Source organism: Streptomyces sp. XY006 (genome assembly GCF_002237655.1).
Classification (GTDB): domain Bacteria; phylum Actinomycetota; class Actinomycetes; order Streptomycetales; family Streptomycetaceae; genus Streptomyces; species Streptomyces levis.
Genome location: NZ_NOKT01000006.1, coordinates 224,423 through 248,745 on the forward strand (window position 1 = coordinate 224,423; position 24,323 = coordinate 248,745).

The following is a 24,323-nucleotide window of genomic DNA, read 5'->3' on the forward strand; positions in this document are numbered from 1 at the left end:
TGCCGGGCCACGAGGTCGTCGAGTGCCGCGGCGAGCGCGGCCCGGTCGAGTGGGCCTTCCAGCCGTACGACGAAGGGCAGGTTGTAGTTCGGGCTCGCCCCTTCGAGGTGGTGCAGGAACCAGAGCCGGCGTTGTGCGAACGACAGCGGTACCGCTGCCGGGCGTTGGGCGAACGGGCGGAGCGGGGGGCGCCTGCGGCCGCGGGCGGCCTCCAGCCGGCCGGCGAGTCCGGCGACCGTCGGTGTCTCGAAGACGGCACGGATGGGCAGTTCGGCGCCGAGGACGGTGCGGATGCGGCTGACCAGACGGGTGGCGAGCAGGGAGTGGCCGCCCAGGGCGAAGAACCCGTCGTCGACGCCGACGGAGGTGACGTCCAGCAGTTCGGCGAACAGCCCGCAGAGGATCTCCTCCTCCGGGGTGCGCGGTGGCCGGCCCGGGTTCGCGTGTGCCCGGGCGGGTGCGGGCAGGGCCCGCCGGTCCACCTTGCCGTTCCTGGTCAGCGGCAGCGCGGCGAGGGTGGTGAACACGGTGGGGACCATGACCTCGGGCAGCCGGCCGGCCAGGTGGGCGCGCAGGTCCCGGGGGTCCGCGCCGGTGGGGCCGGCCGGGACGACGTAGGCCGCCAGCCGCTGGTCGCCTGGACGGTCCTCGCGGACGGTGACCGCCGCCGATGCCACCGAGGGGTGGCCGGACAGGGCGGCCTCGATCTCGCCGAGCTCGATCCGGTGTCCCCGCAGTTTCACCTGTTCGTCGGCGCGGCCCGCGAACACCAGTTGCCCGTCGGCGGTCCAGCGCGCCAGGTCGCCCGTGCGGTACATACGGGAACCCGCCGGGCCGAAGGGGTTCGCCGGGAACCGTTCGGCGGTGGTGCCGGGACGGTTGAGGTAGCCGCGGGCGAGCTGTGGCCCTGCGAGGTACAGCTCTCCGGTCACGCCGGGCGGCACCGGCCGGAGCCGGGCATCGAGGACGTAGGCCCGCATGGCCGTCATCGGGCGTCCGACCGGGACCACCGGGCCGGGTGTCTCCTCGCCGGGAGCGAGGTGGAGGTCGAGGCTGCCGACGGTGGTCTCCGTCGGGCCGTAGTGGTTGACGACGGTCACGTCGGGGTGCTTCTCGCGCCACGCGCGCAGCGGTCCGGCCGGCAGAGTCTCGCCGCCGAGCATGAGCTGCTTGACCGGGGCGAACCCGGAGGGCAGGGCGGCGAGGATGCCCAGGTGGCTCGGGGTGGCCTTCATGAACGTCGCCGGGGTGCGGGTCAACCGGGCCGTCAGCCAGGGGTCGTCGTCCAGTTCGGCCACGATGACGCAACCGCCGGACGTCAGCGCGCCGTACAGGCCCGTGACGGACAGGTCGTAGGACAGCGAGGTGGGGACCGGCACCGTCCCGTCCAGGCCGGTGTAGGTGCGCCGGGCGCGGGTCACGTAGGCGGCCAGGCCGCGGTGTGCGACCACGACGCCCTTCGGCGTGCCCGTGGAGCCCGAGGTGTGGATGAGGTAGGCGGGGTGGTCCGGCAGCAGGGCGGTGACGCGGTCGGCGTCGGTGGGGCGGTGCGCGGGCTGCCGCCGCAACCCGCCCGTGACAGCCGGGTCGTCGAGCAGCAGTCGGACGGTGCCGGGGGTTTCCGGGAGGCCGGCGGCTGCCTCGGTGGTCGTCACGAGCAGGGCGGGGGCGGCGTCCGCGAGCAGGTGGGACATGCGGGCGGCGGGGTGCGCGAGGTCGAGGGGCAGGTAGGCGGCGCCCGACTTGAGCACCGCGAGGAGGGTGACGACGAGTGCGGCGGAGCCGGGCAGCGCGACGGCGACGATCTGCTCGGGGCCGATGCCCCGGGAGATCAGCAGGTGGGCCAGGCGGTTCGCGCGCGCGTCGGTGTCCGCGTAGGTCAACTCGGCGTCCCGTGCGACCAGTGCGCGGGCGTGCGGGGTGGCCTCGGCCTGCCGCTCGAACTGCGACGGCAGCAGCAGGGGCGCGGTGTCCGCCGTGCCGGTGTCGTTCCACTCGGTCAGGATGCGGTGCCGTTCGGTCTCGCCGAGGATGTCCAGGGCGCCGATGGGCCGGTCCGGCTCTGCGGCGGCGGCGTCCAGCAGGCGCGTGAAGCGGCCCACGAGTGCCTCGACGGTGGCCCGGTCGAACAGGTCGCCGCTGTACCCGGCGTGCCCGTCGATGCCGCCCGGAGTGCCGTGGCCGGTGGTGGACTCGGTCAGGTTGAGCGCCAGGTCGAACTTGGCGGCTCCCGGGTCGAGCGGTTCGGCGGCGGCGTGCAGGCCGGGCAGTTCGATGCGGGCGTCGAAGCCGTTGGTGAAGGTCAGCATCACCTGGAACAGCGGGTGCCTGCTCAGCGACCTGGCCGGGTTGAGCACCTCGACCAGGTGCTCGAAGGGCACGTCCTGGTGGGCGTAGGCGGCCAGGTCCGTCTCGCGGACCCGGGCGAGCAGCTCGCCGAAGGCGGGGTCGCCCGAGGTGTCGGTGCGCAGGACCAGGGTGTTGACGAAGAAGCCGACCAGGTCGTCGAGGGCGTCGTCGGTGCGTCCCGCGACGGGCGAGCCGATCGGGATGTCGGTGCCCGCGCCGTGCCGGGTGAGCAGTGCGGCAAGACCGGCCTGGAGCACCATGAACAGGGTGACGCCGTGGCGCTCGGCCAGGGCCGCGAGCCGTCCGTGCAGGTCGGCGTCGATGCGCAGCGGGACGGTGCCGCCGCGGTGGCCGGCGACGGCGGGGCGCGGGCGGTCGGTGGGCAGGTCCAGTTCGGCGGGGAGGCCGGCCAGGGCACGCGCCCAGTAGGCGACCTGCCGGGAGACGACGCTGTCCGCGTCGCCCTCGTCCCCCAGGAGTCGGCGCTGCCACAGCGCGTAGTCCGCGTACTGGACCGGCAGCGGGAGCCACTGCGGGGCCTCGCCGCGGCGGCGGGCGGCGTAGGCCGTGGACAGGTCGCGGGCCAGGGGCACCATGGACCACGCGTCGCCCGCGATGTGGTGCACCACCACCAGCAGCACGTGCCGGTCCGGGCCGCAGGCGAACAGTTCGGCGCGCAGCGGTGTTTCGGTGGTCAGATCGAAGCCGGTGGCGGCGCCGGCGGCCAGTGCCTCGTCCAGTTCCGCGGGGGCGAGGGGGCGAATCGGCAGGGGGACGGTGCTCGTCCCGGGGTCGAGGACGACCTGGCGTGGTGCCCCGTCGGTCTCCGGGAAGACCGTGCGCAGGCTTTCGTGGCGCGCCACCACGTCGGTGAGCGCCGCGCGCAGGGCCTCCGGGTCGAGTGCGCCCTCCAGTCGCAGCAGGAACGGCATGTTGTAGGCGGCGCCGGCCTCGGGCCCGTCCAGCCGGTTCAGGAACCACAGCCGGCGTTGGGCGAAGGACAGCGGCAGGGTTTCCGACCGTTCGACGGACCGTACGGGCGGGCGCGCGTGTCCGCGTTCCCGCTGCAGCGCGGCGGCGAGGCCCGCCACCGTGGGTGTCTCGAAGACGGTACGGATGGGCAGTTCGGCGCCCAGCGTGGCCCGGATCCGACTCAGCAGCCGGGTGACCAGCAGGGAGTCCCCGCCGAGGTCGAAGAAGCTGTCGCCGACGCCCACGCCGTCGGCGCCGAGGACCTCGGCGAACAGGGCGCACAGGAGTTCCTCGGTCGCGTCGCGCGCCGGGCGCTGCCCTTCCCGCGCGGTGAACACCGGGGCGGGCAGGGCGGCGCGGTCGAGCTTGCCGTTGACGGTCAGGGGGAGCGCGTCGAGCACGACGACGGCTGCCGGGACCATGTGCTCGGGCAGGCTGCGGGCGGTGTGCGCCCGGAGTTCCTCGGGGTCGGGCCGGGCGCCCGCGTGGGGGACGGCGTAGGCCACCAGCCGCTTGTCGCCGGGGCGGTCCTCCCGCACCACCGCGACGGCCCGGGCCACGGTCTCGTGCCGGACGAGCACGGCCTCGATCTCACCCGGCTCGACCCGGAAGCCGCGCAGCTTCACCTGGTCGTCCGCGCGTCCCGCGTAGGCGAGCCGGCCGTCCTGGGCGCGGCGGGCCAGGTCCCCGGTCCGGTACATCCGCTCACCGGGGCGGCCGAAGGGGTTCGCCACGAACCGCCCCGCGGTCAGGGCCGGGCGATCGAGATACCCACGCGCCAAACCCGCGCCCGCCACGTAGAGTTCGCCGACGACACCGGGCGGCACCGGCCGCAACCCGGCGTCGAGCACGTAGGCGCTCAGGTCGGGGATCGTCTCGCCGATCATGCCGCGGTGCGCCGAGGTGTCCGCGTCGTCCCCGCCGAGCGGCGCGTACGTGACGTGCACCGTGGTCTCGGTGATGCCGTACATGTTCACCAGCCGCGGCGCGTCGTCGGGATGCCGCCGGTACCAGTCCCGCAGTTGCTCCGGGTCGAGCGCCTCACCGCCGAAGATCACGAACCGCAGTGCCGAACCGGCCGCGCGCTCCGGGGCGTCCCGGTCGGCGCGCATCAGCTGGTAGAACGCCGACGGCGTCTGGTTGAGCACGGTCACCCGCCGGGACACCAGCAGGTCGAGCAGGGCCTCGGGGGAACGGGACTCCTCCTGCGAGACCACGACCAGCCGGCCGCCGTACAGCAGCGGCCCCCACAGCTCCCAGACGGAGAAGTCGAAGGCGAAGGAGTGGAACAGCGTCCACACGTCGTCCGGGCCGAACCCGAACCACTGCTCGGTGGCGGTGAACAGCCGCACCACGTTGCGGTGCGGGACGAGGACTCCCTTGGGTGTGCCGGTCGAGCCGGAGGTGTGGATGACGTACGCCGGGTGCCGGGGGTCCAAAGGGGCGGTCCGGTCGGCGTCGGCCAGGTCGTCCGCGGACTCGCCGGCGAGGGCACGGACGGTGGTCTCCTCGTCGAGGAGTACGGGAGCTGCTGCCCCGGACGAGGTCCGCGCGGCCAGGTCCGTCGTGGTGACGACGCACACGGGGGCGGCGTCGCCGAGCACCGAGGCGATCCGGTCCGCCGGGTACGCGGGGTCGACCGGCAGGTACGCCGCGCCCGTCTTCACCACCGCCAGGAGGGCCACCACCAGGTCGGTGGAGCGCGGAAGCGCCACGGCGACGAGCCGTTCCGGTCCGGCTCCCCGCCGCACCAGCAGGCGAGCCAGCCGGTTGGCGCGTGCGTTCAGCTCCGCGTAGGACAGCTCCGTGTCCCCGGAGATCACGGCCACGGCATCCGGCCTGCGGGCCGCCTGGGCCTCGAACAGCTCCGGCAGGGCGCGGGCCGGGGTGCCGGCCTCCCCGCCGGCGGCGGTGGAGGGGGCCGGAGCCGGCAGCACGAGGTCGCGCTCGCCCGGGAGCAGCAGGTCGAGCCCGCCGACGGGCCGGTCCGGGTCGGTGCTCGCGAGGTTCTCCAGCAGGTGGACGAAGCGCTGCTGGTGGGCTGCGTTGGCGGCGGCATCGTAGAGGGCGGGGTTGGCGTCGAAGTCGAGGCGCAGCGTGCCGTCGCCCGCGCGGCCGTCGAAGCGGACGGAGAGGTCGTGCACGGGCCCGATCGACAGGTTGTGCGTGGTGGCGCGGGCCGTGCCGAAGACCAGGTCGTAGGGGAAGGCCATGATGTTGATCGTCGGGCCGACGAGGCGGCGGCCGCTGCCCGTGGTGTTGAGGTCGCGGCCGAGGTCCTCGTACCGGTACCGCTGGTGCTTGAGCAACTGCCGGGTCTCGTAGGACACCTGGCGCATCAGGTCGCGGCCGCTCATATCCGGCCGGACGTCCAGCCAGAGCGGCAGTTCGTTGGACATGGGGCCGCGCAGGCCGCGTCCGGTGCCGGTGCGCGCGGCGACGGGCACACCGAGGGCGACCTCCTCCGCGCCGGTCATGCGGCTGAGGTACAGCGCGGTGGCGGCGATCAGCGGGACCGGCAGGCCCACCCCGGACCGGCGGGCGAGCGCGCGCAGGGCGTCGGAGGTCGCGGGCGTGACGTGTGCGGTGTGCCGCAGGAAGCCGTGCGAGAGGTCGCCCGCCCGTCCGGCCAGGGTGACGGCGTCGGGCCGGCCGGCCGCTCGGTCCGTCCAGTAGTCGCGGTCGCGCGCGAAACGTTCCGAGCCCCGGTAGGCGGCGTCGTCGGCCAGGAGCAGGTCGAGCGAGCCGCTGTCGTCCTGGCGTTGGGGGGCGCCGGTCACCAGGGCCGTGTAGACCTCGGCCACCCGGTGCGCGAACAGCGCGCACATGAAGCCGTCGGTGACCAGGTGGTGTCCCCGCAGATAGAGGAAGTACCGGTCCGGCCGGGTCCGTAACAGCGCCAGGGTGAAGGTCCGGCCGGCGTCGAGGCTCACCGGCCGGGCCGTCTCCGCCCTCATCCAGCTCTCGGCGGCGGCGCGCGGGTCGGGCTCGGCGCTGACGTCCAGCACGGCGAACGGCCAGTCGCCCACCGGGCCGTACACCTGGCGCAGACCCTGGTCGTCCTGGACGAAGCCCACATTGAGCGTGTCGGTCTCCGCGACGACCCGCCGCACAGCGGTTTCGAGTACGGGAACGTCGACCGGGCCGTCGATCTCCAGGTACTCCGCGGTGTTGTACGCCGGGCTCCGGGGATCGAGCTGCTGCGCGAACCAGATCCCGCGCTGCGCCGACGACAGGGGCCAACTGCGGGGCAGAGTACCGGACACTGCTCATCCAATCTTCGCGACGCCCGCCGGGCGGCAGGACAGATGGGTACCGTCGGCGACTTCGCCGGGCGGGAAGGCGGCGGGCGCGGGCCGGCCGGACCCCGCGGTCGTGGCAGGGGGGACGAGGACTGGGGGGGCGGCCGGCGGTCAGCGGGAGTGGCAGGCCGTCGGCGGGGAGGTGGGGCGCGCGGACTCCGCGCGGTTCGCCAGGTCCACGCACGCGCCCCCTGCGTCGTCGAAAGGGTGCATGGCGGGTGGTCGTCCTCCGGTTGAACCTTGGAGCGTCGTGCTGTAGCAAGAATCCGCCGCACGAGGAGCGACCACATCCGCAATCACCGCCGTTACGTCACACGACCCTCACACATGACGCGGTGCGCGCCCTCTCACCAGGCGTGCCTCGATCTCCGCCAGCAGCCGCTCGCGCTGGGTGTGCAGGAAGAAGTGGCCGCCCGGCAGCACGCACACGTCCGGCGTCCGCTCGAACAGCTCGGTCCAGCCGGCCAGTTCCTCCGGAGCGACGCGTGGATCCCGGTCCCCGCCGAACACGGTGGCCGGGCAGGGCAGCGGCTCCCCCGGTGCGTGGCGGTAGCGGGCGAGCAGGGTGGTGTCGCCCCGGAAGGCCGGCAGCACCACGCTCATCAGGCCCGCGTCACCGAGGATCTCCTCCGGCGTGCCGCCCAACGTGCGCAGCTGCTCGATCAGTTCGTCGTCGCCGGGCACGGGAGCGATGCCGCGGGAACCGGAAGCGTCGTCGGCCGGTGCGGGAGCGACCGCGCCGGATGCCGTCCGGTCGCCGACCAGGGGCAGCGGCCGGCAGCCGGAGACGAAGACGTGGCGGGGCAGCAGACCGTGCGTGCGCCACAGGGACCGGGCGGTCTCCCAGCACAGCAGGGCACCCATGCTGTGGCCGAAGAAGGCGAACGGAGCGTCGGCGCAGGGCTCGAGCGCCGCGACCAGCTCGGCGACGAGCTCCGGGACGTCGTCCCGGGGTCTTTCCGCCAGCCTGTCGTCACGGCCGGGCAGCTGGATCCCGTACACCTCCACGTCGTCCGGCAGGGCTTCCGCCCAGCCGCGGAACACCCTGGCGCCGCTTCCCGCGTACGGGAAGCAGAAGAGACGCAGGTGTCCCCGCCCCCTTGCGCGCGGCCCCATCGGCCGTATCCAGGCCGATGCCCTGTTCTCCGCCCGGTTCATGCCCTCGCTCCGGTGGTCTCGGCGATCATGTACGTCATCCCGCCTGCCTGGCCGCCCACGCGGCCACGTGGGTCCGCGAGCGCAGACCGAGCGTCGTGCGGATGTTGCGGACGTGCGTCTCGACGGTGCGCACCGACAGGTGCAGACGGGCCGCGATCTGGCGGTTGGTCAGCCCGGTGGTGACCAGGGTGATGACGTCCCACTCACGCGGGCTGAGCGGGTCGTCGCCGGCGGTCGCGCCCGCGGTGCCGCCCACCACGTTCTGCGACCCGGTTGGTGCTCCCGGCCGTCCGTGCAGCGCGTAGGAGAGGACCTGCCGTGACGCGAGCGCCGCTCCCGCCGCGAGCGCGTTCTCGGCCCGGGCCTTCGGCAGGGCCCGGCGCGCCGTGTCCGCCGCCTGCTCCACCCGGGTCCGGAACCAGGGCGGCAGCGCGGCGATCGCGGTCTCGCCGTGTGTCTCGGCGGCCGCGCACAGCCGCAGCGCGCGCTCGTGGCGCCCCTCGCGCACCGCCGCGACGGCCAGCCCCCACAGCGCCAGGCGCCCGCCGCCCGGGTGGGTCGTGCCGCGCAGGGCCTCGGTGAAGTGTGCCTCGGCCCGCGCGGGTTCGTTCCGTTCCAGGGCCAGGACGCCCGCGGCGAACAGCGTCATGCGCAGCGGCAGGGGCGCCGCGTGGGCCCTGAGCACCGGCAGGGCCTCGTCGAGCCGACGTGCCGCGCGGGTGAGGTCGCGGGCCGGGAGCGACTGCCAGGCGAGCAGGGTCAGGCAGAACGCGGTCGCGACCGGGTCCCCGACGCGTGCGGCGAGCTCCTGGCACTCCCGGAGGTCCGCGGCCGTGCCCTGGTCGCCGCGGCGCGTCCGTGCGGCGCTCAGCACCAGCAGGGCCCGGCAGAGCAGGCGGTCGTTCCGGTGCGCACGTCGGCGCTCGCGTGCGACGGCCTCGGCCGCCAGCCTGATCGCTTCGTCCGGCTCTCCCTGCTCCGCCGCGAGACCCGCCGCCGTGGCGAGGGCGACACCGCGGTCGTCGGCTCCCGGGTCCGTGGCGTCCAGGGCCGCGGCCAGCAGGGCCCGCGCCTGCCCCGTGGCCCGTCCCAGGTGGAGGTCCGCCACGCCCAGCGCACCGGCGAGCAGGAGCCGGCGCGGGTCGTCGCCGGTGATCGGCGAGTCCAGCACGCACGTGAGGGTGTCGCGCTCCTCGGCCAGCCGGCGACGCGTGGCGAGGGGTGTCATCGCCGTCTCCCGCAGGGGGCGGGCGAGATGGGTCAGCCGATCGGCGAGCCGGTCGATCGCCGCGGCCTCCTCCCCCTCGTCGCGGAGCCGCTCGCGGCCGTAACAGCGGATCGAGGCGAGCATCCGGAACCGGGCGGCGCCTCCCCTGTCGGCGCAGGCGATGATGAGGGACTTGGCTTCCAGGGCGGCCAGCACTTCCGGTACGGCCGCAGGGGGGATGCCGCCGCCCGTGGCGAGGGCCGCGGCTTCGCCCGGCCCGAAACGGCCCGGGAGGAGGGAGAGCGACCGGAACAGCGACTGCTGTGCCGGTGTCAGCAGGTCGTAGCTCCACGCGAGCGCGGACCGCAGGCTCTGGTGGCGTGGGTCGGCCGTACGCCAGCCGCACGTCAGCAGGGAGAGACGGTCGTCCAGGCGGTCGCACAGCGCGGCCGGCGGGAAGGCCCGGACGAGGCCGGCCGCCAGTTCCAGCGCGAGGGGCAGCCCGTCGAGGCCGGCGCACAGCGTGGCCACGTGCGCCACGTTGTCCTCGGTGAGCTCGAACGCGCTGGAAGCGGCTCGCGCCCGGTCGACGAAGAGCCGGACGGCGTCCGAGCCGAGCAGGGCGCCGGGTGAGCCACCGCCTTCCGCGTCGGGCAGTCCGAGACCGGTCACCGAGAACACCGTTTCGCCGGGGAGCCGCAGCGGCTCGCGGCTGGTCGCCAGCACGCGCAGTTCCGGACGGCCGGGGAGCAACTCGCCGAGGAGCGGACCGCAGGCGTCGAGCAGGTGCTCACAGTTGTCCAGGATCAGCAGCCGTTCCCCCTCGGCGTCCGGGGCACCGCGCGTGGCCGGGAGTGCGCTCGGGCCGTCCTCTGCCCCGCCCGGGTCTCCCTCTTCCTCGCCTGCTCGGGAGCCGGCCCCGGCTTGGGATCCGGTCCCGGCTTGGGATCCGGCCCCGGCCTCGGCTCCGGCGTCGGCGAGGCCGGCGAGGATCCGCTTGCGCGCCTGCTCCCCGGTGCCGGCCGAGCCCAGATCCACCAGGTGCACCGCGCTGCGCCCGCCCCGCTGTTCGAGCCCGGCCAGTTCGAGCGCCAGGCGGGTTTTGCCCACACCGGCCGGACCGGTCAGGGTCAGCAGTCGTGTGGTACGCAGAAGGCGCCGCAACTCCACCAGTTCGTCGGCCCGGCCGATGAAGCTGCTCAATCGGTCCGGCATTCCCGGTGATGCCGCTCCGCTCACCGCGTCGGTTTTCAGCCGCCGACGGTAGGCGCGCTGACGACACGCATTCGAGCAATATCTGGGAGGCGTTTTCCTGGTCCCCGCACCGCCCGCGCCTTCCTTGTGAAATCGCTTACCGCACATGTCGCAAACTGACAAGGGCGATTCAGCGTCAATCATGCAGGGACCCCCTTCACCAGGGCACTTCGCGTTCCGCTCTCACCTCGTATGCTGCATGGGGGGTCTTGGTCACGTCTTGCTCTCCTCTTGCAGTCCGCTGCGTGAGGAACGCTCGGCTCTTGTCCCACGGGCAGGTTCGGGCGGGTGCGGGACACGGTGACATTCAAGGAAACGTGACGACCGCGTAAACACGCTTTGTGCGCTGCTTGTCCCGCGCGCCAAGAAGGGGAGAAACGGAGGTAGCCGGCGCCGCGAAAGAGCCGGCCCTGAGCGTTCATGACGAAAAACGATTCCACAGAAGGCCGAAATGCGTCAGGTCCCGCATCCGACTACGCGATAGGACTTCTCGGCCCCCTGACAGTGGTCCGCGCCGGTGTGCCGCTGGATCTCGGGCCCCGTATGCGGCGGGTGCTGATGATCCGTCTGCTGCTGGAAGAGGGCCGCTCCGTGGCCATGGACCGACTGTGCGAGGACCTCTGGGAGGGCCGTCCCCCGGCCGGTGCCGTTTCCTCGGTGCACGCCCACATCAGCAGGCTGCGGGCCGCTCTCGAACCGGACCGTCGCCGGCGCGGCCGGTCACGTGTCCTGGTCAGCGATCCGGTGGGGTACGCCCTGCGCATCCCCGTGGAGGCCCGCGACAGCGTCCGTTTCGAGCAGGCCGTGGCGCAGGGGCGGCGGCTGCTCGACGAGGGGAGCGTGGCGAGCGCCCGCCGGCAGATCGAGACGGCGCTGGGGCTGTGGCGCGGAGCACCGCTGGCCGACGCGGACGACCGCGCGTTCGCCCTGGCGGAGATCGCCCGGCTCGACGAAGTGCGGCTCGCCGCACAGGAGATACGCGCCACGGCCATGGCGCGGGCGGGCCAACTCGAACAGGCCGTCGTCGTCGCGGAGGAACTGACCGCCGGACATCCCCTGCGCGAGACGGCGTGGAGCCTGCTGATCCGCGCCCTCTACCTGTCCGGCCGGACCGCGGAGGCCCTGCAGCGTTACGAGGCGGTCCGTCGGCTCCTCGCCCGGGACCACGGGCTGGAACCCGGCCCCGCCCTGCGGCGGATCCACCTGGCCGTCCTCCGCCACGACACCTCCGCGCTCTGCCCGAACGCGGCTCCGGATTCCCTCCCGGAGCCGGGCGACGGCGCCTCGGCGACCCGGCTCCCGCTCACCGGAGGGGGTGTGCCGGACGACCTGCCGGACGTCGCCACCGGAGAAACCGACGGGCCGCCACACGACCGGCCGGACACCACCGACGACGTCCCCCGGCCCCAGGACGTACCCTCGGCGGCCGAGGCGGCGGCGCCCCCGCCCGCCCTCACCCGGCCGGCCCAACTCCCCGCCGATCTGCCCACGTTCGTCGGGCGCCGCGCCGAACTCGACCGCGCCCTCGCGCTGCTCCCCGAGCCGGGCGGGCACCCCGCCTCCACCGTGGTGATCAGCGCGATCAACGGCATGGGCGGTGTCGGCAAGACGACCCTCGCCGTCCACTGGGCCCACCGCATCGCCCACCGGTTCCCCGACGGCCAGCTCTTCGTCAACCTGGGCGGCTTCGGCCCGGAGGAGTCCGCGATGAGCCCGGCCGAGGCGGTACGGGGCTTCCTCGACGCCCTCGGGGTGGCACCCCAGCGGATCCCGGCGGGGTTCGACGCCCAGACCGCCCTGTACCGCAGCCTCATCGCGGACAAGCGGATGCTGATCGTGCTGGACAACGCCCGGGACGCCGAGCAGGTCCGGCCCCTGCTGCCGGGCGCGCCGCACTGTCTGGTCATCATCACCAGCCGCGACCAGCTGCGGGGCCTGGTCGCGGCGAGCGGTGCCCGTCCGCTCGCCCTCGGGCCCCTCACGGCCGCCGAGGCGCGCGAAGCGCTGGCCCGCCGTCTCGGCCCCGACCGGGTCGCGGCGGAGCCGGACGCGGTGCAGGAGATCGTCACCCTGTGCGCGAAGCTGCCCTTGGCGCTGGCGGTGGTCTCCGCGCGGGCCGCCGCGCACCCCACGTTCAGCCTCGCCTCCATCGCCGCCGTGCTCCGCCGGACGCACGGCAGCCTCGAAGGCTTCCGGGACATGGACGCGTTCAGCGACGCGCGGACCGTGTTCTCCTGGTCGTACCGGGTGCTCACTCCCCCGGCCGCACGCCTCTTCAGGATGCTCGCCCTGCACCCCGGGCCCGACGTGTCCGAACCGGTCGCCGCCGCGCTCGCCGGGCTCCCCGCCCGCGAGGCCCGGCCGCTGCTCACCGAGCTCACCACGGCGCACCTGCTCACCGAGCACGAACCCGGCCGGTACGTCCTGCACGACCTCCTGCGCGCCTACGCCGCCGAGTTGCTCGACCCGAACACCCCGGCCGAGGAGCAACGGGCCGCCCTGCACCGGATGTGCGAGCACTACCTGCGCTCCGCCCGGGCGGCCGCCCGACTGATCGCTCCCCACCGGGCGGACGTCGACCCCGGCCCCCTCGGTGCGGGAGTGCTGCCGGAGGAGCCCGTCGACCACGGGCAGGCGGTGGAGTGGTTCACCACCGAGCACAAGGTGCTCATGGCCGTCGTCCACCTGGCCGGTGAGACCGGCTTGGACTCCCACGCATGGCAACTCGCCTGGCTGCTCCAGCCCTACCTGGAGCGCAGGGGCTACTGGCACGACCAGGTCACCGTCCAGCACACGGCGCTGCCCGCCGCCGAGCGGCGCGGCGACCTCGCCAGCCGGGCCAGAGCGCACGAGTGCCTCGGCGCGGCCTACACCCAGCTGGGCCACGCGGACGCCCGCAGCCACATCGACCGTGCCTTCGAGCTGTACGGCAAGCTCGGGGACACCGCCGCACAGGCCGGTGTCTGTCTCCTCCTCGTCATGGCACTGCACCGCAAGGGCGACAACCGGCAGGCACGCGACCACGCCCAGCGGGCCCTGGCTCTGTACCGGGCGGCCGGAGACCGCGCGGGCACGGCCCAGAGCATCTCCGCGATCGCCTGGTGCCACACCATGCTCGGCGATCACAGACGGGCCGTCGCCCTGTGCTGGTACGCCCTCACCCTGCACGGGGAGGTCGGCAACCTCAGGTGGCAGGCGGCCACTTGGAACACCCTGGGGTACGCCCACCACGGGCTCGGGGACGACCGGACGGCGACCACCTGCTACCGGTACGCGATCGGTCTGTTCCGCCACCTCCAGGACACCCCCAACGAAGCCGGCACCCTCGCCCGTCTCGGCGACGTGCTGCACTCGACCGGCGAGACGGCCAGGGCCCGTACCGCGTGGCAGCACGCACTGATCACCTTGGAGGCACTGGGCCGCCCCGAAGCCGACGAGGTCCGCGCCCGGCTCCAGGGCCTGGACCGTCCCGCGGGCGACGAGGCCGGTGTGCGCTGCGACGCGTCGCCGCCGCCGCACCACCGGCAATGATCGCCGCCCGGACCGGCCACCGCATCGGCGAAGTCCGCCGTTACGGGGACCGTTGCCGTGTCTAGCAGGGGCGGACGAACCAGACGTGGGTCCAGTCGTAGCTGGGCTCGCTGTAGGTGGCTTCGGGCGTGGTGAAGATGACGTTGCGGTTCTGCCCCTTGAACAGGGCGCGTGTGCCGGGGGTCTGGTGGTTGTAGTAGGAGCCGTAGCCGGTCCAGTACTGCAGCGCGTAGTCCTGGCAGTGGTAGAAGGCGAGCCGGTCGCCCAGGCCGAGTTGCTGCCGGTACATGCAGAAGTAGCCGTAGTCGCACTCCCATTGGGTCGCCGCACGGGTACCGGCCGTCGTCCTCAGATCGCGCACGGACTTCTCGCCGGGAACGGTGACCGTCAGCGTGGCACCGTCCGCCCTGACGATCTCGTTCGCCGCGACCTGCCGTCCGCCGTGGCGGGCGAGGTAACGGTCCACCTTCGCCTGGAGAGCGTCGGCGCCGGCGCTGCTCAGGCCGGCGGCGCGGGCCTGTACCTCGAAGACCCCCGGTGCCTGCGTGGTCTGCGCGGCCGCCGGGCCGGCCAGACCCGCGGTCAACAGGGCCACGGCTGCCGCCGCGAGGGATGCGTACCTCTTGAGTCCGGACACGCCGTTCCTTCCTGACGAGGCACGGGACGACGTACGGGCTCCTCGTGCCTTCCGCTGGATTCCGCAGCCCCGTGGTTCCGTGAGGCCCGGAGGGAACGTACTGGGCCCGCCGTTCGGCGTCGTCCTGACATCTGTCAGGAAGACGCGTCCCTCGGCAGGGACTTGCGCGCCGGGTGCGGTCGGCCGGGACGCCGCCGACCGCGGCACCGGCGGGGATCACGCACGGTTCCGGCCCGACCGTGATCCGCGGTAGGCGGCACGGCGGGTCGCGGCCAGGGCACCGCCCGGGACGAACCCGCGCACGCTGTGGCGGTAGATGTCGAAGTCCAGGGTGTCCTTCTGCCCGACCGGCAGCACGGTCCGCACCGTCAGCACCGCGAACCGCCGCCAGGCCCGGTCGCCGGTCTCGGCGCACAGGTCGTAGACGAGCGGCCCGTCGGCCAGGGCGGCGGCCATGCTCCGGGGGTCTCCGGGGACCGGCGCCTGCCGGGTCCGGCGGGGAAAGGCCGCCAGCAGTCGGGACCGGCCGGCCACCCGGTACGGGAGCAGGCTGGAGTACGGGCCGCGCAGCGCGTCGGCGCGGGGCAGCGGCAGATGCCGTCCGGCCCGGCCGCGGCCACTGCCGGTCATGAGGAGGTCGAGGGTGCGGTCCGGGCCGTCGGCGTCGGTCACCCGCACGGCCAGGCCCAGCCCGTCCGGCAGCCGCCGGGGCAGACCGCCGGCGCGGGAGAGGCGGACCGTGACGTCGAGCCGCCGGGGCGTGTCCAGCCAGGGCACGTCCCATGGTCCGCCCCCGTCGTCCACCACCTCCACCTCGCCGCCGCAGGTCAGCCCCTGGGGGTGCAGGGCGGGGGCCCGGCGCAGCCGGGCCAGCGCACGGAATCCGGCCTCGACCAGAGCGACGGGCCCGGAGGTGGTGGGCGCATGTCCGTCGGCGGTACGGACGGTGCCGCGGGACACGTCGGGCGCGCTCATGATCCGGGCCCCCCGCCCTCCCGCTCGTCGGCCTCGGCCTCGGCCTCATGGTCGGAGAAGGTGTCCCCGAGCCGCAGGTGCTCGTGCCGGATCGCGCCGCTCCCGCCCACGGGCGCCTCCCTCCACAGAGCCGCCCGGGTACCCTCGGCCACCGTCTCTATCCGGGCATCGAGCGGCACTCCCGAACGGGAAGAGATCGGCCGCGTCTCCACCCGGGTTTTCGCATGGCCCCTCAGCCGGCGTCCCGCGGGTCCCGGCCCGTCCGTCCGGTGCGCCGTGTCGCGGTGAGTGCGCCCAGCACCATGCCCGCCGCCACGATCGCCAGCCCGCGCAGCCACACCTGGGCCTCGATCTGCGTCGCGAGGACGAGGCACGAGGCGATGCCCAGCACCGGCAGTGCCGTCGGGGCCCGGAAGTGGTCGGTCTCGCCCGGGTCCCGGCGCAGGACCAGCACCGCCGTGTTGACCATGAGGAAGACGACAAGCAGCAGGAGGACCAGGGTGGACGCCAGGGTGGCGACGCTGCCGGTGAGCGCGAGGAGCATCGCCAGCAGCGTGGTGACCGCGATCGCGGCCCACGGCGTACGACGGCCCGGCAGCACCTTGGTCAGCGCCGCGGGCAGCAGCCCGTCCTTCGCCATCCCGTAGGCCAGGCGGGAGGACATGATGCCGGTGAGGAGGGCGCCGTTGGCCACGGCGACGAGCGCGATGGCGCTGAACAGGCGGGGCGGTACGCCGCCCGCCTCATGGACGACCTCCAGCAGCGGCCCGCTCGATCCGGCGAGCCGATCGGTCGGGACAGCCGCGGAGGCCGCAAGGCCCACCAGCACGTACACGGCACCGGCGGTGGCGAGGGCGCCGAACAGCGCGCGTGGGTAGGAGCGCCGCGGGTCGCGGGTCTCCTCGGCGACGTTCACCGAGGTCTCGAACCCGACGAACGAGTAGTACGCCAGAACGGAGCCGCTCAGCACGGCCGCGGCCGCGCCCTTCTCCGGCGTGCCCAGCTGTGTGAGCCGCCCTACGTCGCCGTCGCCGCGCAGCAGCAGCCATGCGCCGAGCACGACGATGACGGCCAGTCCGCCCACCTCGACGACGGTGGCGACGACGTTGGCGCGGGTCGACTCCTTGATGCCGCGCGTGTTGACCAGGGCGAGCAGGGCCAGGAACACCACGGCCACGAGCCCCACGGGCAGGGTCACGAAGGCCGACAGGTAGTCGCCGCCGAAGCCGCGGGCGAGCGCGGCGACCGAGACGATGCCCGCGGCCAGCATGCAGAAGCCCGCGACGAAGCCGGCGAAGGGTCCGAAGGCGCGCGTCGCGTAGTGGGAGGCTCCGCCCGCCCGCGGATACTTCGTCGCCAGCTCGGCGTAGGAGGCCGCGGTGAGCAGCGCCAGCAGCAGTGCGACGACCAGGGGTACCCACACCGCTCCGCCGGCGTCGGCCGCGACCTGCCCGACCAGGACGTACACCCCGGCACCGAGCACGTCTCCCAGGATGAAGAAGTACAGCAGCGGGGTGGTCAGCGCACGCTTGAGCGCCGTCCCCTCCGATGCCCCTCCCTCCTGCCCGGCCTGCGCCAACGTTCTGTTCCCGCTGTTTCTCGCCATACCGCCCCGTGTCCCCCGTACCGCGGGATGCACGCCCGGCCGTCGCCCCGGTCCACTCGGCCGGTCCCCGGCCCTACGGGCAGCTGGACGCGGTCTGGATCATGATGCCGGTCACCGTGAAGTCGGAGTTGAAGACCGCGGTGGTGTTGGGGTTCACGCACAAGGCTTGCGCGTGTTGTGGACGTAGTCGGCGCCTCGGCTGTTGGGCCCGAGGTTCTGGTAGCTGCTGGTGACGTCCTGGTAGGCGGCCGTGGGCGCGCCGGCGTTCCACTGAGTGGCGGTGGGATAGAAGCAGGCCGCGATGCTGCCGGGGGAACGGCCGTGCCAGTAGTGCCCTTCCGGGCAGGCCGCGACGGCGAGCAGGGAGCAGACCCGGGATGGCCGGTTCGCCGTCGTCCATGTCCCCGTCCCGCCGTCACTGCTCTCGGACGTCCGGCGGGTACGGCGTCCCGGCCCCTTCCCCCATTGTCCGGAACTCCTCCGGCCCGTGCGGTCCCTGGGGAAGCAGTGGCACTCCATGGACACCAACGAGGTGACTGTGTGGCCGGTTCCGTCAGGTGAGCCACGGCGTTCACAGCAGGTATAGACCCTTCCATGATCACGGGCTAGGATCTGCCGCGCACGACCGAGAGCGCTCTCAAGCACTGCTGTTCCTCCCCCACCCTGCTGGAACAACGAAGGGTCATTCCCTTGAGACGCATCACACTCCTGCGCACCGGACTGTCCGCCGTCCTCCTCCTCGGCACCTGGGCCACCGCGAGCGCCCTGCCGGCCTCCGCCGCCGACGCCCCCGCCGCCTCGCGGCAGGCACCGGCCTCCCCCGAGCTCCTGGCGGCGATGCAGCGCGACCTGGGGCTCACCCGGGACGAGGCGGAGAGCCGCCTGGCCGCCGAGAAGACCGCGACGGCCGTCGAGGCCAAGGCGCGCGGCGCCGCCGGCTCGGCGTACGCCGGCTCCTGGTTCGACGCCGATCGCGGCCGGCTCACGGTCGCCGTCACGAGCGCCGCACGGGCCGAAGCCGTGCGCGCGACCGGAGCGAGCGTGCGCCTGGTGCGCCACAGCGCGGCGCAGCTCGACGCGGCGAAGAAGCGCCTCGACGCCCTCTCCGCGCCCGACGGAGTCGGCAGCTGGCACGTGGACGCGAAGGCCAACACCGTCGTCGTGAACGTCGTCGCCGCGCAGCGGGACGACAACGATGTCCGGGCCTTCCTCGCCCGGGCCCGCGAGGCGGGTCCGGTGACGGTGCGTCAGACCCCGGCCGCGCCGCGCACGTTCGCCGCCGGCACCGTGGGCGGCGACCCCTACTACACCGGCAACGTCCGCTGCTCCATAGGCTTCTCCGTGCACGGCGGCTTCGTCACCGCCGGGCACTGCGGCTCGCCGGGCTCGGCCGTCTACGGCTGGGACCGGTCCTACGTCGGCAACTTCCAGGGCTCGTCCTTCCCGGACAACGACTACGCGTGGGTGAACGTCGGCAGCGGCTGGTGGACCGTACCGGTCGTGCTCGGCTGGGGCACCGTCCCCGACCAGCTCGTGCGCGGCTCCGCCGAAGCCCCGGTGGGGGCCTCCGTCTGCCGCTCCGGTTCCACCACCCGCTGGCACTGCGGCACCGTGCTGGCGAAGAACGAGACGGTGAACTACAGCCAGGGCGCGGTCCATCAGATGACCAAGACGAGTGTGTGCGCCGAGCCCGGTGACTCCGGCGGCTCCTTCATCAGCGGTGACCAGGCGCAGGGCGTCACCTCCGGCGGCTGGGGCAACTGCAGCACCGGGGGCCAGACCTGGCACCAGCCCGTCAACGAGATCCTCAACCGCTACGGTCTGAGGCTGCACACCGCCTGACCCCGCGGCAACGCCACCGAGCGGACCCCGTCCACGACCTGAGCCGACGGGGTCCGCTCGCCTTCCGTCCGGGCGCCGGTCAGCAGGCCGAACACGTGCGCTACCTTTGCCTCTCCTTGACCGCGATCACTCACGATCCCTCACACCACGGAGTCGGCAACCCCATGAGCGACATCGTCAACGGACTCGGACGGGCCACCGCGTACGGCGGCCTGGGGCTGGTCCTGCTCGTCCTCGGCATCGTCCTGGTCGACGTACTGACGCCCGGAAAGCTCGGCCGACAGATCTGGGAGCAGCGCAACCGCAACGCGGCGATGGTGCTCAGCTCAGCGCTGCTCGGCATCGGGGGCATCGTCTTCACGTCCATCTGGACGACGTACGAGGACTTCGGCAAGGGACTGGTCTCGACCGCGGCCTTCGGGCTGCTCGGTCTGGTGATGATGGCCGTGGCGTTCCTGGTGGTGGACCTCATCACGCCCGGACGCCTGGGCGCGACGCTGGTCGAGACGGAGCCCCACCCCGCGGTCTGGGTCACCGCCTCCTGCAACCTGGCCGTCTCCGCCATCATCTCGGCGTCCATCGCCTGAACTCCGACGGCGTGCAGGGCCGTTGGATCCTCGCCGTGGTCCGGGACGGTCAGTGGGCTGTGGGTGACCCGGTGCCCGAGGTCGCCAGGGCCTGCCACTGGCTGGGGGTCATGCCGTATGCCTCCCGGAAGGTGCGGCTGAAGTGGGCCGGGCTGGGGAAGCCCCAGCGGTTCGCGACAGCGGCCACGGTGATGCCGCGGCTGCGGGTCCGGCTCAGTTCGCGCCTGCAGGAGTCGAGCCTTCGCTGCCGCACCCACCGGCCCACCGTGGTGCCGTCGTTCTGGAAGAGTTTGTGCAGGTAGCGGACCGAGATGTGGTGGGCGCGCGCGATCGATCCCGGCGACAGGTCCGGCTCCGTCAATCGCCGGTCGATGTAGGCCCGGATCCGGGACAGCAGCTCGTGGCCGGCCAGTTCCGCGCGTGACGCCTCCTGTGCGGTCTCCGTCTCCAGGAGTTCCATGACGAGGACGGCGACGAGATCCAGGGCGCTGCGGGTGAGCCGGTCACCGATCAGCGGCCTCGGGGACCGCGCCTCGGCGGCGAACGCGGTCAGGAAGTCCGACACCAGCGCGCCCGGGTGTCCGCGGCCCGGCACGGTCGCCCCGAGGACACGGTCCAGGTCCGACGCGCAGACGCCGAGGTGACGGCGGGCTATGCGGAACACCGTCATGCGGCAGTCGTGGTCGAACTGCGGCTCGTCGCGCCGGGCCGGATCGCAGAAGACGAGGTCCTTGGGCTCCAGGACGACCTGGTCGCCCTCCCGGGTGGTGACCGCCGAGGTACGGACGATCATCCCCAGGTGGAGGAACTCCTCGTCCCCCTCCTCCGGTACGGCGGGGACGATCGCGATGCCCCCGTACGGCGGGGTCGGCTTGTTCATCAGGGCTTCTCCACAGCGGCACGGCGGACAGCGGGACGCCCCTCAGCCTGGCAAGCGCTTCCTCGCCAGGCATCAGTAAGTTGACGGTGGCTTTCTCCCGCCGGCCAGCGCGTCCGCGAGGAAGTGGCCGCCCTGCCGCAGCGCGGCCCGCGTGGGCGGGCTGTTGCGCAAGGGCGTCAGGGAGACGAAGTCGTGCACGGTGCCCAGGTAGCGTACGGCGGTGACCGGCACGCCCGCCTCGTGCAGCAGGCGGGCGTACTGCTCGCCCTCGTCCCGTGCGACGTCCGCCTCCGCCGACACGACGAGGGCGGGCGGCAGCCCCGCGAGGTCCTCGGGGGTGGCCCGCAGTGGCGCGGCCGTCGGCTCGGCCAGCTCCCGCTCGTCGTCGGTGTACTGCTGCCAGTACCACTCGACGGCCGCCCGCGTCAGCAGGTAGCCGGACTCGAACTGCTCCGCCGACGCGCTGTCGCAGTCGGGGTCGGTCAGCGGGTAGTAGAGCAGCTGTGCGCGAATGCGCGGGCCGCCGCGCTGTTTGGCCAGCATGGTGAGGGCCGTGGCGATGGTCGCACCGGCGCAGTCCCCGGCCACCGCGAGTCTGCGGACGTCCAGGTCGAGTGCGGCCGCCTGCCCGGTCAGCCAGGTCAGCACCGCGTACGACTCCTCCAGCGCGACCGGGTAGCGGGCTTCCGGCGTGCGGGTGTACTCGGGCACCACGAAGGCGGCGCCGCTCAGGGTGGCCAGCTCGCTGATCATCCGGGCGTGGGTCCGCGCGTCGCCGAGCATCCACCGGCCGCCGTGCAGGTACACGACCACGGGCAGGGGCCCGGGGGTGCGCGCCGGCCGGAACAGCCAGAAGCCCACCAACCCCGAGGGGCCCACGGGCGCCACGGCGAACTCGGCGTCCACGGCGAAGTCGTCGAAGGCCAGGCCCTGCATCTCCAGCAACGCCTGGCGCCCGTCGGACGGGCCGAGCTGGTGCAGGTACGGCGGTGCGGCCGACGCGTCCACGAACCGCTGGACGAGCGGGTCGAGGACGACGGCGGGGAGTTCGTGCCCGCCGTCGTCCACGGGGGGTTCGGGGTTCACACGGCTCCCTGCACGGTCACGGGTGGTCGCTCCATGGCCTCGCACCGGGGGACCACGGCGTGCGCCGCGTCGTCGTGCGAGGCCGCGGCGTGCGAGGTGGCGCCGCGGAAGTGCCGCCACCCTACTGCTCCCGGTGGCGGCCTCACAGGTCCTCGAACAGGCCGCGGAGCTGGTTGCGGCTGCTGACGCCCAGCTTCGGATACACGTTGTAGAGGTGGGAGCTGACCGTGCGGGGAGACAGCAGCAGCTGCTCGGCGATCTCCCGGTTGCGCAGCCCTCGCGCGGCGAGCCGTACGATCTCCCGCTGCTGCGCGGTGAGTTCGGCCAGCGGGTCGGCCTGGGCGGGGGCGGTGCCGGTGGTGACGCCGCTGGCCCGCAGCTCCATCCGTGCCTCCTCCGCGAGGCCGGCCGCGCCGAGCCGGGTGAACGTCTCCAGCGCCGTGACGAGGAGCGGACGGGCGTCCAGCGGGCGCCGTCTCCTGCGCAGCCACTGCGCGTAGTGCAGCCTCGCCTGCGCCCGGGCCGGCGGCCACTGGTCGCCCACGGGGTTCACCGTGGCCAGCCGGAAGTGGTGCTCGGCGTCCTTGGGCGCACCGGTCAGCGCGGCGGCGTGGTGCAGCAGCAGCGTCATGCGCGTCGTGGGCCGGGGCCCCACCGCGGCGCGTACGACCTCGACGACGGGCGCGGTCTCGCGCTCCCGGCCGGTCCGCTGGGCGGCCGAGGCGAGGTCCGCGATCAACCGGGGGGACAGGAAGTAGTGCAGCGGGGTGCCGTTCTCGGCGAAGAGGGACCGGAAATGCCGGAAGGCGCCGTCGAAGTCGCCGGCCGCCGCGGCGGCGGTGCCCGCGGCGCGCAGGAGGCGGGCGTGGGTCGCCCGGTTCTCCTCCAGACCGACGGCCGTCCAGGCGGAGTCGGCCGGACTGCCGGCGTTCTCGCCGCGCAGGGCCCGCAGCGTCGTCCGCAGGGCCTCGACGTCGCTCTGCAGGTGCGCCCACTTGTGCACCGCCGCCAACGCGGCGGACCTGTCGAGGTGTTCTTCGGCCTCCGCCCAACGGCCCGTGTCGATCAGCGCCGCGCCCACCGCCGCGAGGGAGGGTGCGGCCGAGCCCATGGCGCCGAAGGCGCTGAGCATGGCGTATCCCTGCCGGTGTGCCTCGACGCACAGGTCGGACTCGTCGGCGTACCAGGCGACCCCGCCCAGCCCCAGCAGCCGTGTCATCTCGGCGATGTCGGGCGCCGGTTCCCGCACGGCCGGCTCCTGGCGGATGCGCCGCAACAGCTCGGGCGCCCGGGTGGGGTCGGCGCCCGCCAGGGAGGCGGCCCGCACCGCGTCGGAGCTGTCGCTCGTCGCCAGCTCGGCGTAGGGCGTCGCGTGGCCGTCGCTCCCCGCGCCCTCCAGCGCGGCCGTGACCGGATCCCTGATCTCGGGCAGGCCCGACTGGTAACCGATCGCGGCGAGAATACTGGTCAGCGCGACCACGGTCATGCCGTTCGCGGGCGGCTCGGGTTCCAGCGCCCTCGTCACCACCCGGAACGCCTGCCGCTGGTGCCCGAACAGGGACAGTCCCATGCCGGCGCCGCAGGCCGCCATGCCCAGCAGGTCGCGGTCCTCGGTGAGCGCGGTGATCTGGTCGTACAGCTCGGACACCCACAGGGGGTCTCCGACGTTCTGGGCGGCCCTGAGGGCCTTGGTGTAGCGGCGCGCCCGGTCGGCCGGTGCCGGGCTGCACTCGGCGGCGCGTTGCAGCGCCTGGCCCGCCGCGTAGAAGCCGCCGCGCCGCTCGGCGAGTTCGGCGGTGTCCTCCAGGGCCGTCGCCACGGACTCGTCCCGGCCGACGCACGCCGCCGCCAAGTGCCAGGCGCGGCGGGCCGGTTCGGCGGTGAGGGCGGCCGCCAGGTCCCGGTGCGCCTGTTGCCGTACGTGGGCCGGTGCCGCGTGATAGGCGCCCGCGCGGACCAGGGGGTGCCGGAAGTGCACCTGCCCGTCCATGACGGCGACAAGGCCGATCTCCTCGGCCGGGGCCCACGCCGCCAGATCGGACCCGGCACCGGCGGCGGTCATGACGGTGGCGAGGTCCTCGCCCTGCGACGCGGCGGCGTAGAGGATCAGCCGTTGTGCCGTCTCCGGCAGCGCGCGCAGCCGGGCGGCGTACAGCTCCTGGATGCGCTCGGTGCGCGGCAGGCCGCCGCCGGGCAGGACGCCGGCGCCGCCCGTGCCGGCGGCGCGGCACAGTTCGATGATGGCCAGCGGGTTGCCGCCGGCCTGTCGCAGAAGTTCGATGCGGGTCCGGCCGGTGGGCGCGTGCGGCTGGGCGTCCATCAGCTCGGCGGCGGCCTGTTCGGTCAGCGGCCCCAGCAGTACGGCGGGCAGGTCGGCCGGGAGTCCGGCGGGGGCGGTGCATCCGCGTGCGGTCATCAGGACGGTCACGTCGTGCGCCGTGAGGCGGCGCATCACGAAGCCGAGGACGTCGAGGGAGTCCCGGTCCACGTGCTGGACGTCGTCGAGGGTCAGCAGCACGCGCTGCCGCTCCGAGACGCCGCCCAGCAGCGTCAGGACGGCCGTGCGCAACAGCATGGAGTCGGGTGGTCCCTCGTCGAGAGCGATGCCGAACGCGGTCTCCAGTGCCGTGCGCAGATGGCCGGGCAGCGTGGCCGTCCCGGCGAGGACGGGGAGCAGCAACTGGTGCAGGGACGCGAAGGAGTGCCGCGACTCGGCCTCGATGCCCTGGGACGCCAGGACGAGCGCGCCGCTGTCCCGTGCGTGTTCGGCGGCGGCCGCCAGCAGTCTCGACTTGCCCGTGCCCGCCTCACCGAGCAGGAGCAGGAGCCGCTGCTCGGTGCGCCGCTCGCCGACCAGGCCGAGGACGTGGGCGACTTCGGCCTGCCGGCCCAGGAGGGCGGGGCCGGGCACGGGCCGATGGGGGGTGCCGCTGCCGC

Annotated in this window: 13 protein-coding genes (1 of these 13 cut by a window edge); 4 read left to right on the top strand and 9 right to left on the bottom strand. The window is 73.9% G+C overall.

Annotation, left to right across the window (positions count from 1 at the left end; all coding sequences use genetic code 11):
• The 3 genes from CHR28_RS09680 to CHR28_RS09690 all read right to left on the bottom strand — a co-directional run.
• Positions 1-6,587, bottom strand: partial view of a non-ribosomal peptide synthetase gene (locus CHR28_RS09680; RefSeq protein ID WP_094053105.1) — the 5' end (the start) only. Its footprint begins 16,471 nt before the window's first position; 6,587 of the gene's 23,058 nt are visible here — the first part of the coding sequence; the start codon lies at positions 6,585-6,587; the stop codon falls past the left edge of the window.
• Between the two features lie 357 nt (positions 6,588-6,944).
• On the bottom strand, positions 6,945-7,739 hold the full coding sequence (locus tag CHR28_RS09685) for a thioesterase II family protein (protein ID WP_179272368.1): 795 nt from the start codon (positions 7,737-7,739) through the stop codon (positions 6,945-6,947).
• A 76-nt stretch (positions 7,740-7,815) separates the two neighbouring features.
• A complete protein-coding gene (locus tag CHR28_RS09690) occupies positions 7,816-10,191 on the bottom strand; it encodes an ATP-binding protein (RefSeq protein ID WP_094053107.1) in 2,376 nt (791 codons plus the stop codon).
• A 570-nt stretch (positions 10,192-10,761) separates the two neighbouring features.
• On the opposite strand from CHR28_RS09690, the gene CHR28_RS09695 reads away from it, so the two are divergent.
• The gene (locus tag CHR28_RS09695; RefSeq protein ID WP_179272369.1) at positions 10,762-13,773 is read left to right on the top strand and encodes an AfsR/SARP family transcriptional regulator; all 3,012 of its coding nucleotides are present in this window, start codon (positions 10,762-10,764) and stop codon (positions 13,771-13,773) included.
• Positions 13,774-13,834: 61 nt separating this feature from the next.
• Here the strand turns inward: CHR28_RS09695 and CHR28_RS09700 are convergent, their stop codons facing one another.
• Positions 13,835-14,410: a hypothetical protein gene (locus CHR28_RS09700; RefSeq protein WP_094053109.1), complete on the bottom strand. Its 576-nt coding sequence runs from the start codon at positions 14,408-14,410 to the stop codon at positions 13,835-13,837.
• 11 nt (positions 14,411-14,421) lie between these two features.
• Between CHR28_RS09700 and CHR28_RS38940 the strand changes: the two genes are divergently transcribed.
• Positions 14,422-14,493 carry a hypothetical protein gene (locus CHR28_RS38940; protein ID WP_107473117.1) on the top strand — a complete coding sequence of 24 codons (72 nt, stop codon included), beginning with the start codon at positions 14,422-14,424 and terminating at the stop codon, positions 14,491-14,493.
• 133 nt (positions 14,494-14,626) lie between these two features.
• Here CHR28_RS38940 and CHR28_RS09705 read toward each other — a convergent pair whose 3' ends face one another.
• Together CHR28_RS09705 and CHR28_RS09715 are read right to left on the bottom strand one after the other, a co-directional pair.
• A complete protein-coding gene (locus CHR28_RS09705; protein WP_256984186.1) occupies positions 14,627-15,385 on the bottom strand; it encodes a phosphodiesterase in 759 nt (252 codons plus the stop codon).
• Between the two features lie 232 nt (positions 15,386-15,617).
• Positions 15,618-16,964: an APC family permease gene (locus tag CHR28_RS09715; RefSeq protein WP_094053111.1), complete on the bottom strand. Its 1,347-nt coding sequence runs from the start codon at positions 16,962-16,964 to the stop codon at positions 15,618-15,620.
• A 717-nt stretch (positions 16,965-17,681) separates the two neighbouring features.
• On the opposite strand from CHR28_RS09715, the gene CHR28_RS09720 reads away from it, so the two are divergent.
• Together CHR28_RS09720 and CHR28_RS09725 are read left to right on the top strand one after the other, a co-directional pair.
• On the top strand, positions 17,682-18,833 hold the full coding sequence (locus CHR28_RS09720; protein WP_094053112.1) for a S1 family peptidase: 1,152 nt from the start codon (positions 17,682-17,684) through the stop codon (positions 18,831-18,833).
• Positions 18,834-18,997: 164 nt separating this feature from the next.
• Entirely contained in the window at positions 18,998-19,420 is a 423-nt protein-coding gene (locus CHR28_RS09725; protein WP_086603835.1) for a DUF350 domain-containing protein, read from the top strand.
• Between the two features lie 49 nt (positions 19,421-19,469).
• Here the strand turns inward: CHR28_RS09725 and CHR28_RS09730 are convergent, their stop codons facing one another.
• From CHR28_RS09730 to CHR28_RS09740, 3 genes are all read right to left on the bottom strand, one after another.
• The gene (locus tag CHR28_RS09730) at positions 19,470-20,300 is read right to left on the bottom strand and encodes a helix-turn-helix domain-containing protein (RefSeq protein WP_094053113.1); all 831 of its coding nucleotides are present in this window, start codon (positions 20,298-20,300) and stop codon (positions 19,470-19,472) included.
• A 72-nt stretch (positions 20,301-20,372) separates the two neighbouring features.
• The gene (locus CHR28_RS09735) at positions 20,373-21,386 is read right to left on the bottom strand and encodes an alpha/beta hydrolase (RefSeq protein WP_256984187.1); all 1,014 of its coding nucleotides are present in this window, start codon (positions 21,384-21,386) and stop codon (positions 20,373-20,375) included.
• 142 nt (positions 21,387-21,528) lie between these two features.
• Positions 21,529-24,297 (bottom strand): ATP-binding protein, encoded by a 2,769-nt coding sequence (locus tag CHR28_RS09740; protein WP_256984188.1) that lies wholly within the window; start codon positions 24,295-24,297, stop codon positions 21,529-21,531.
• Positions 24,298-24,323 lie beyond the last annotated feature (26 nt).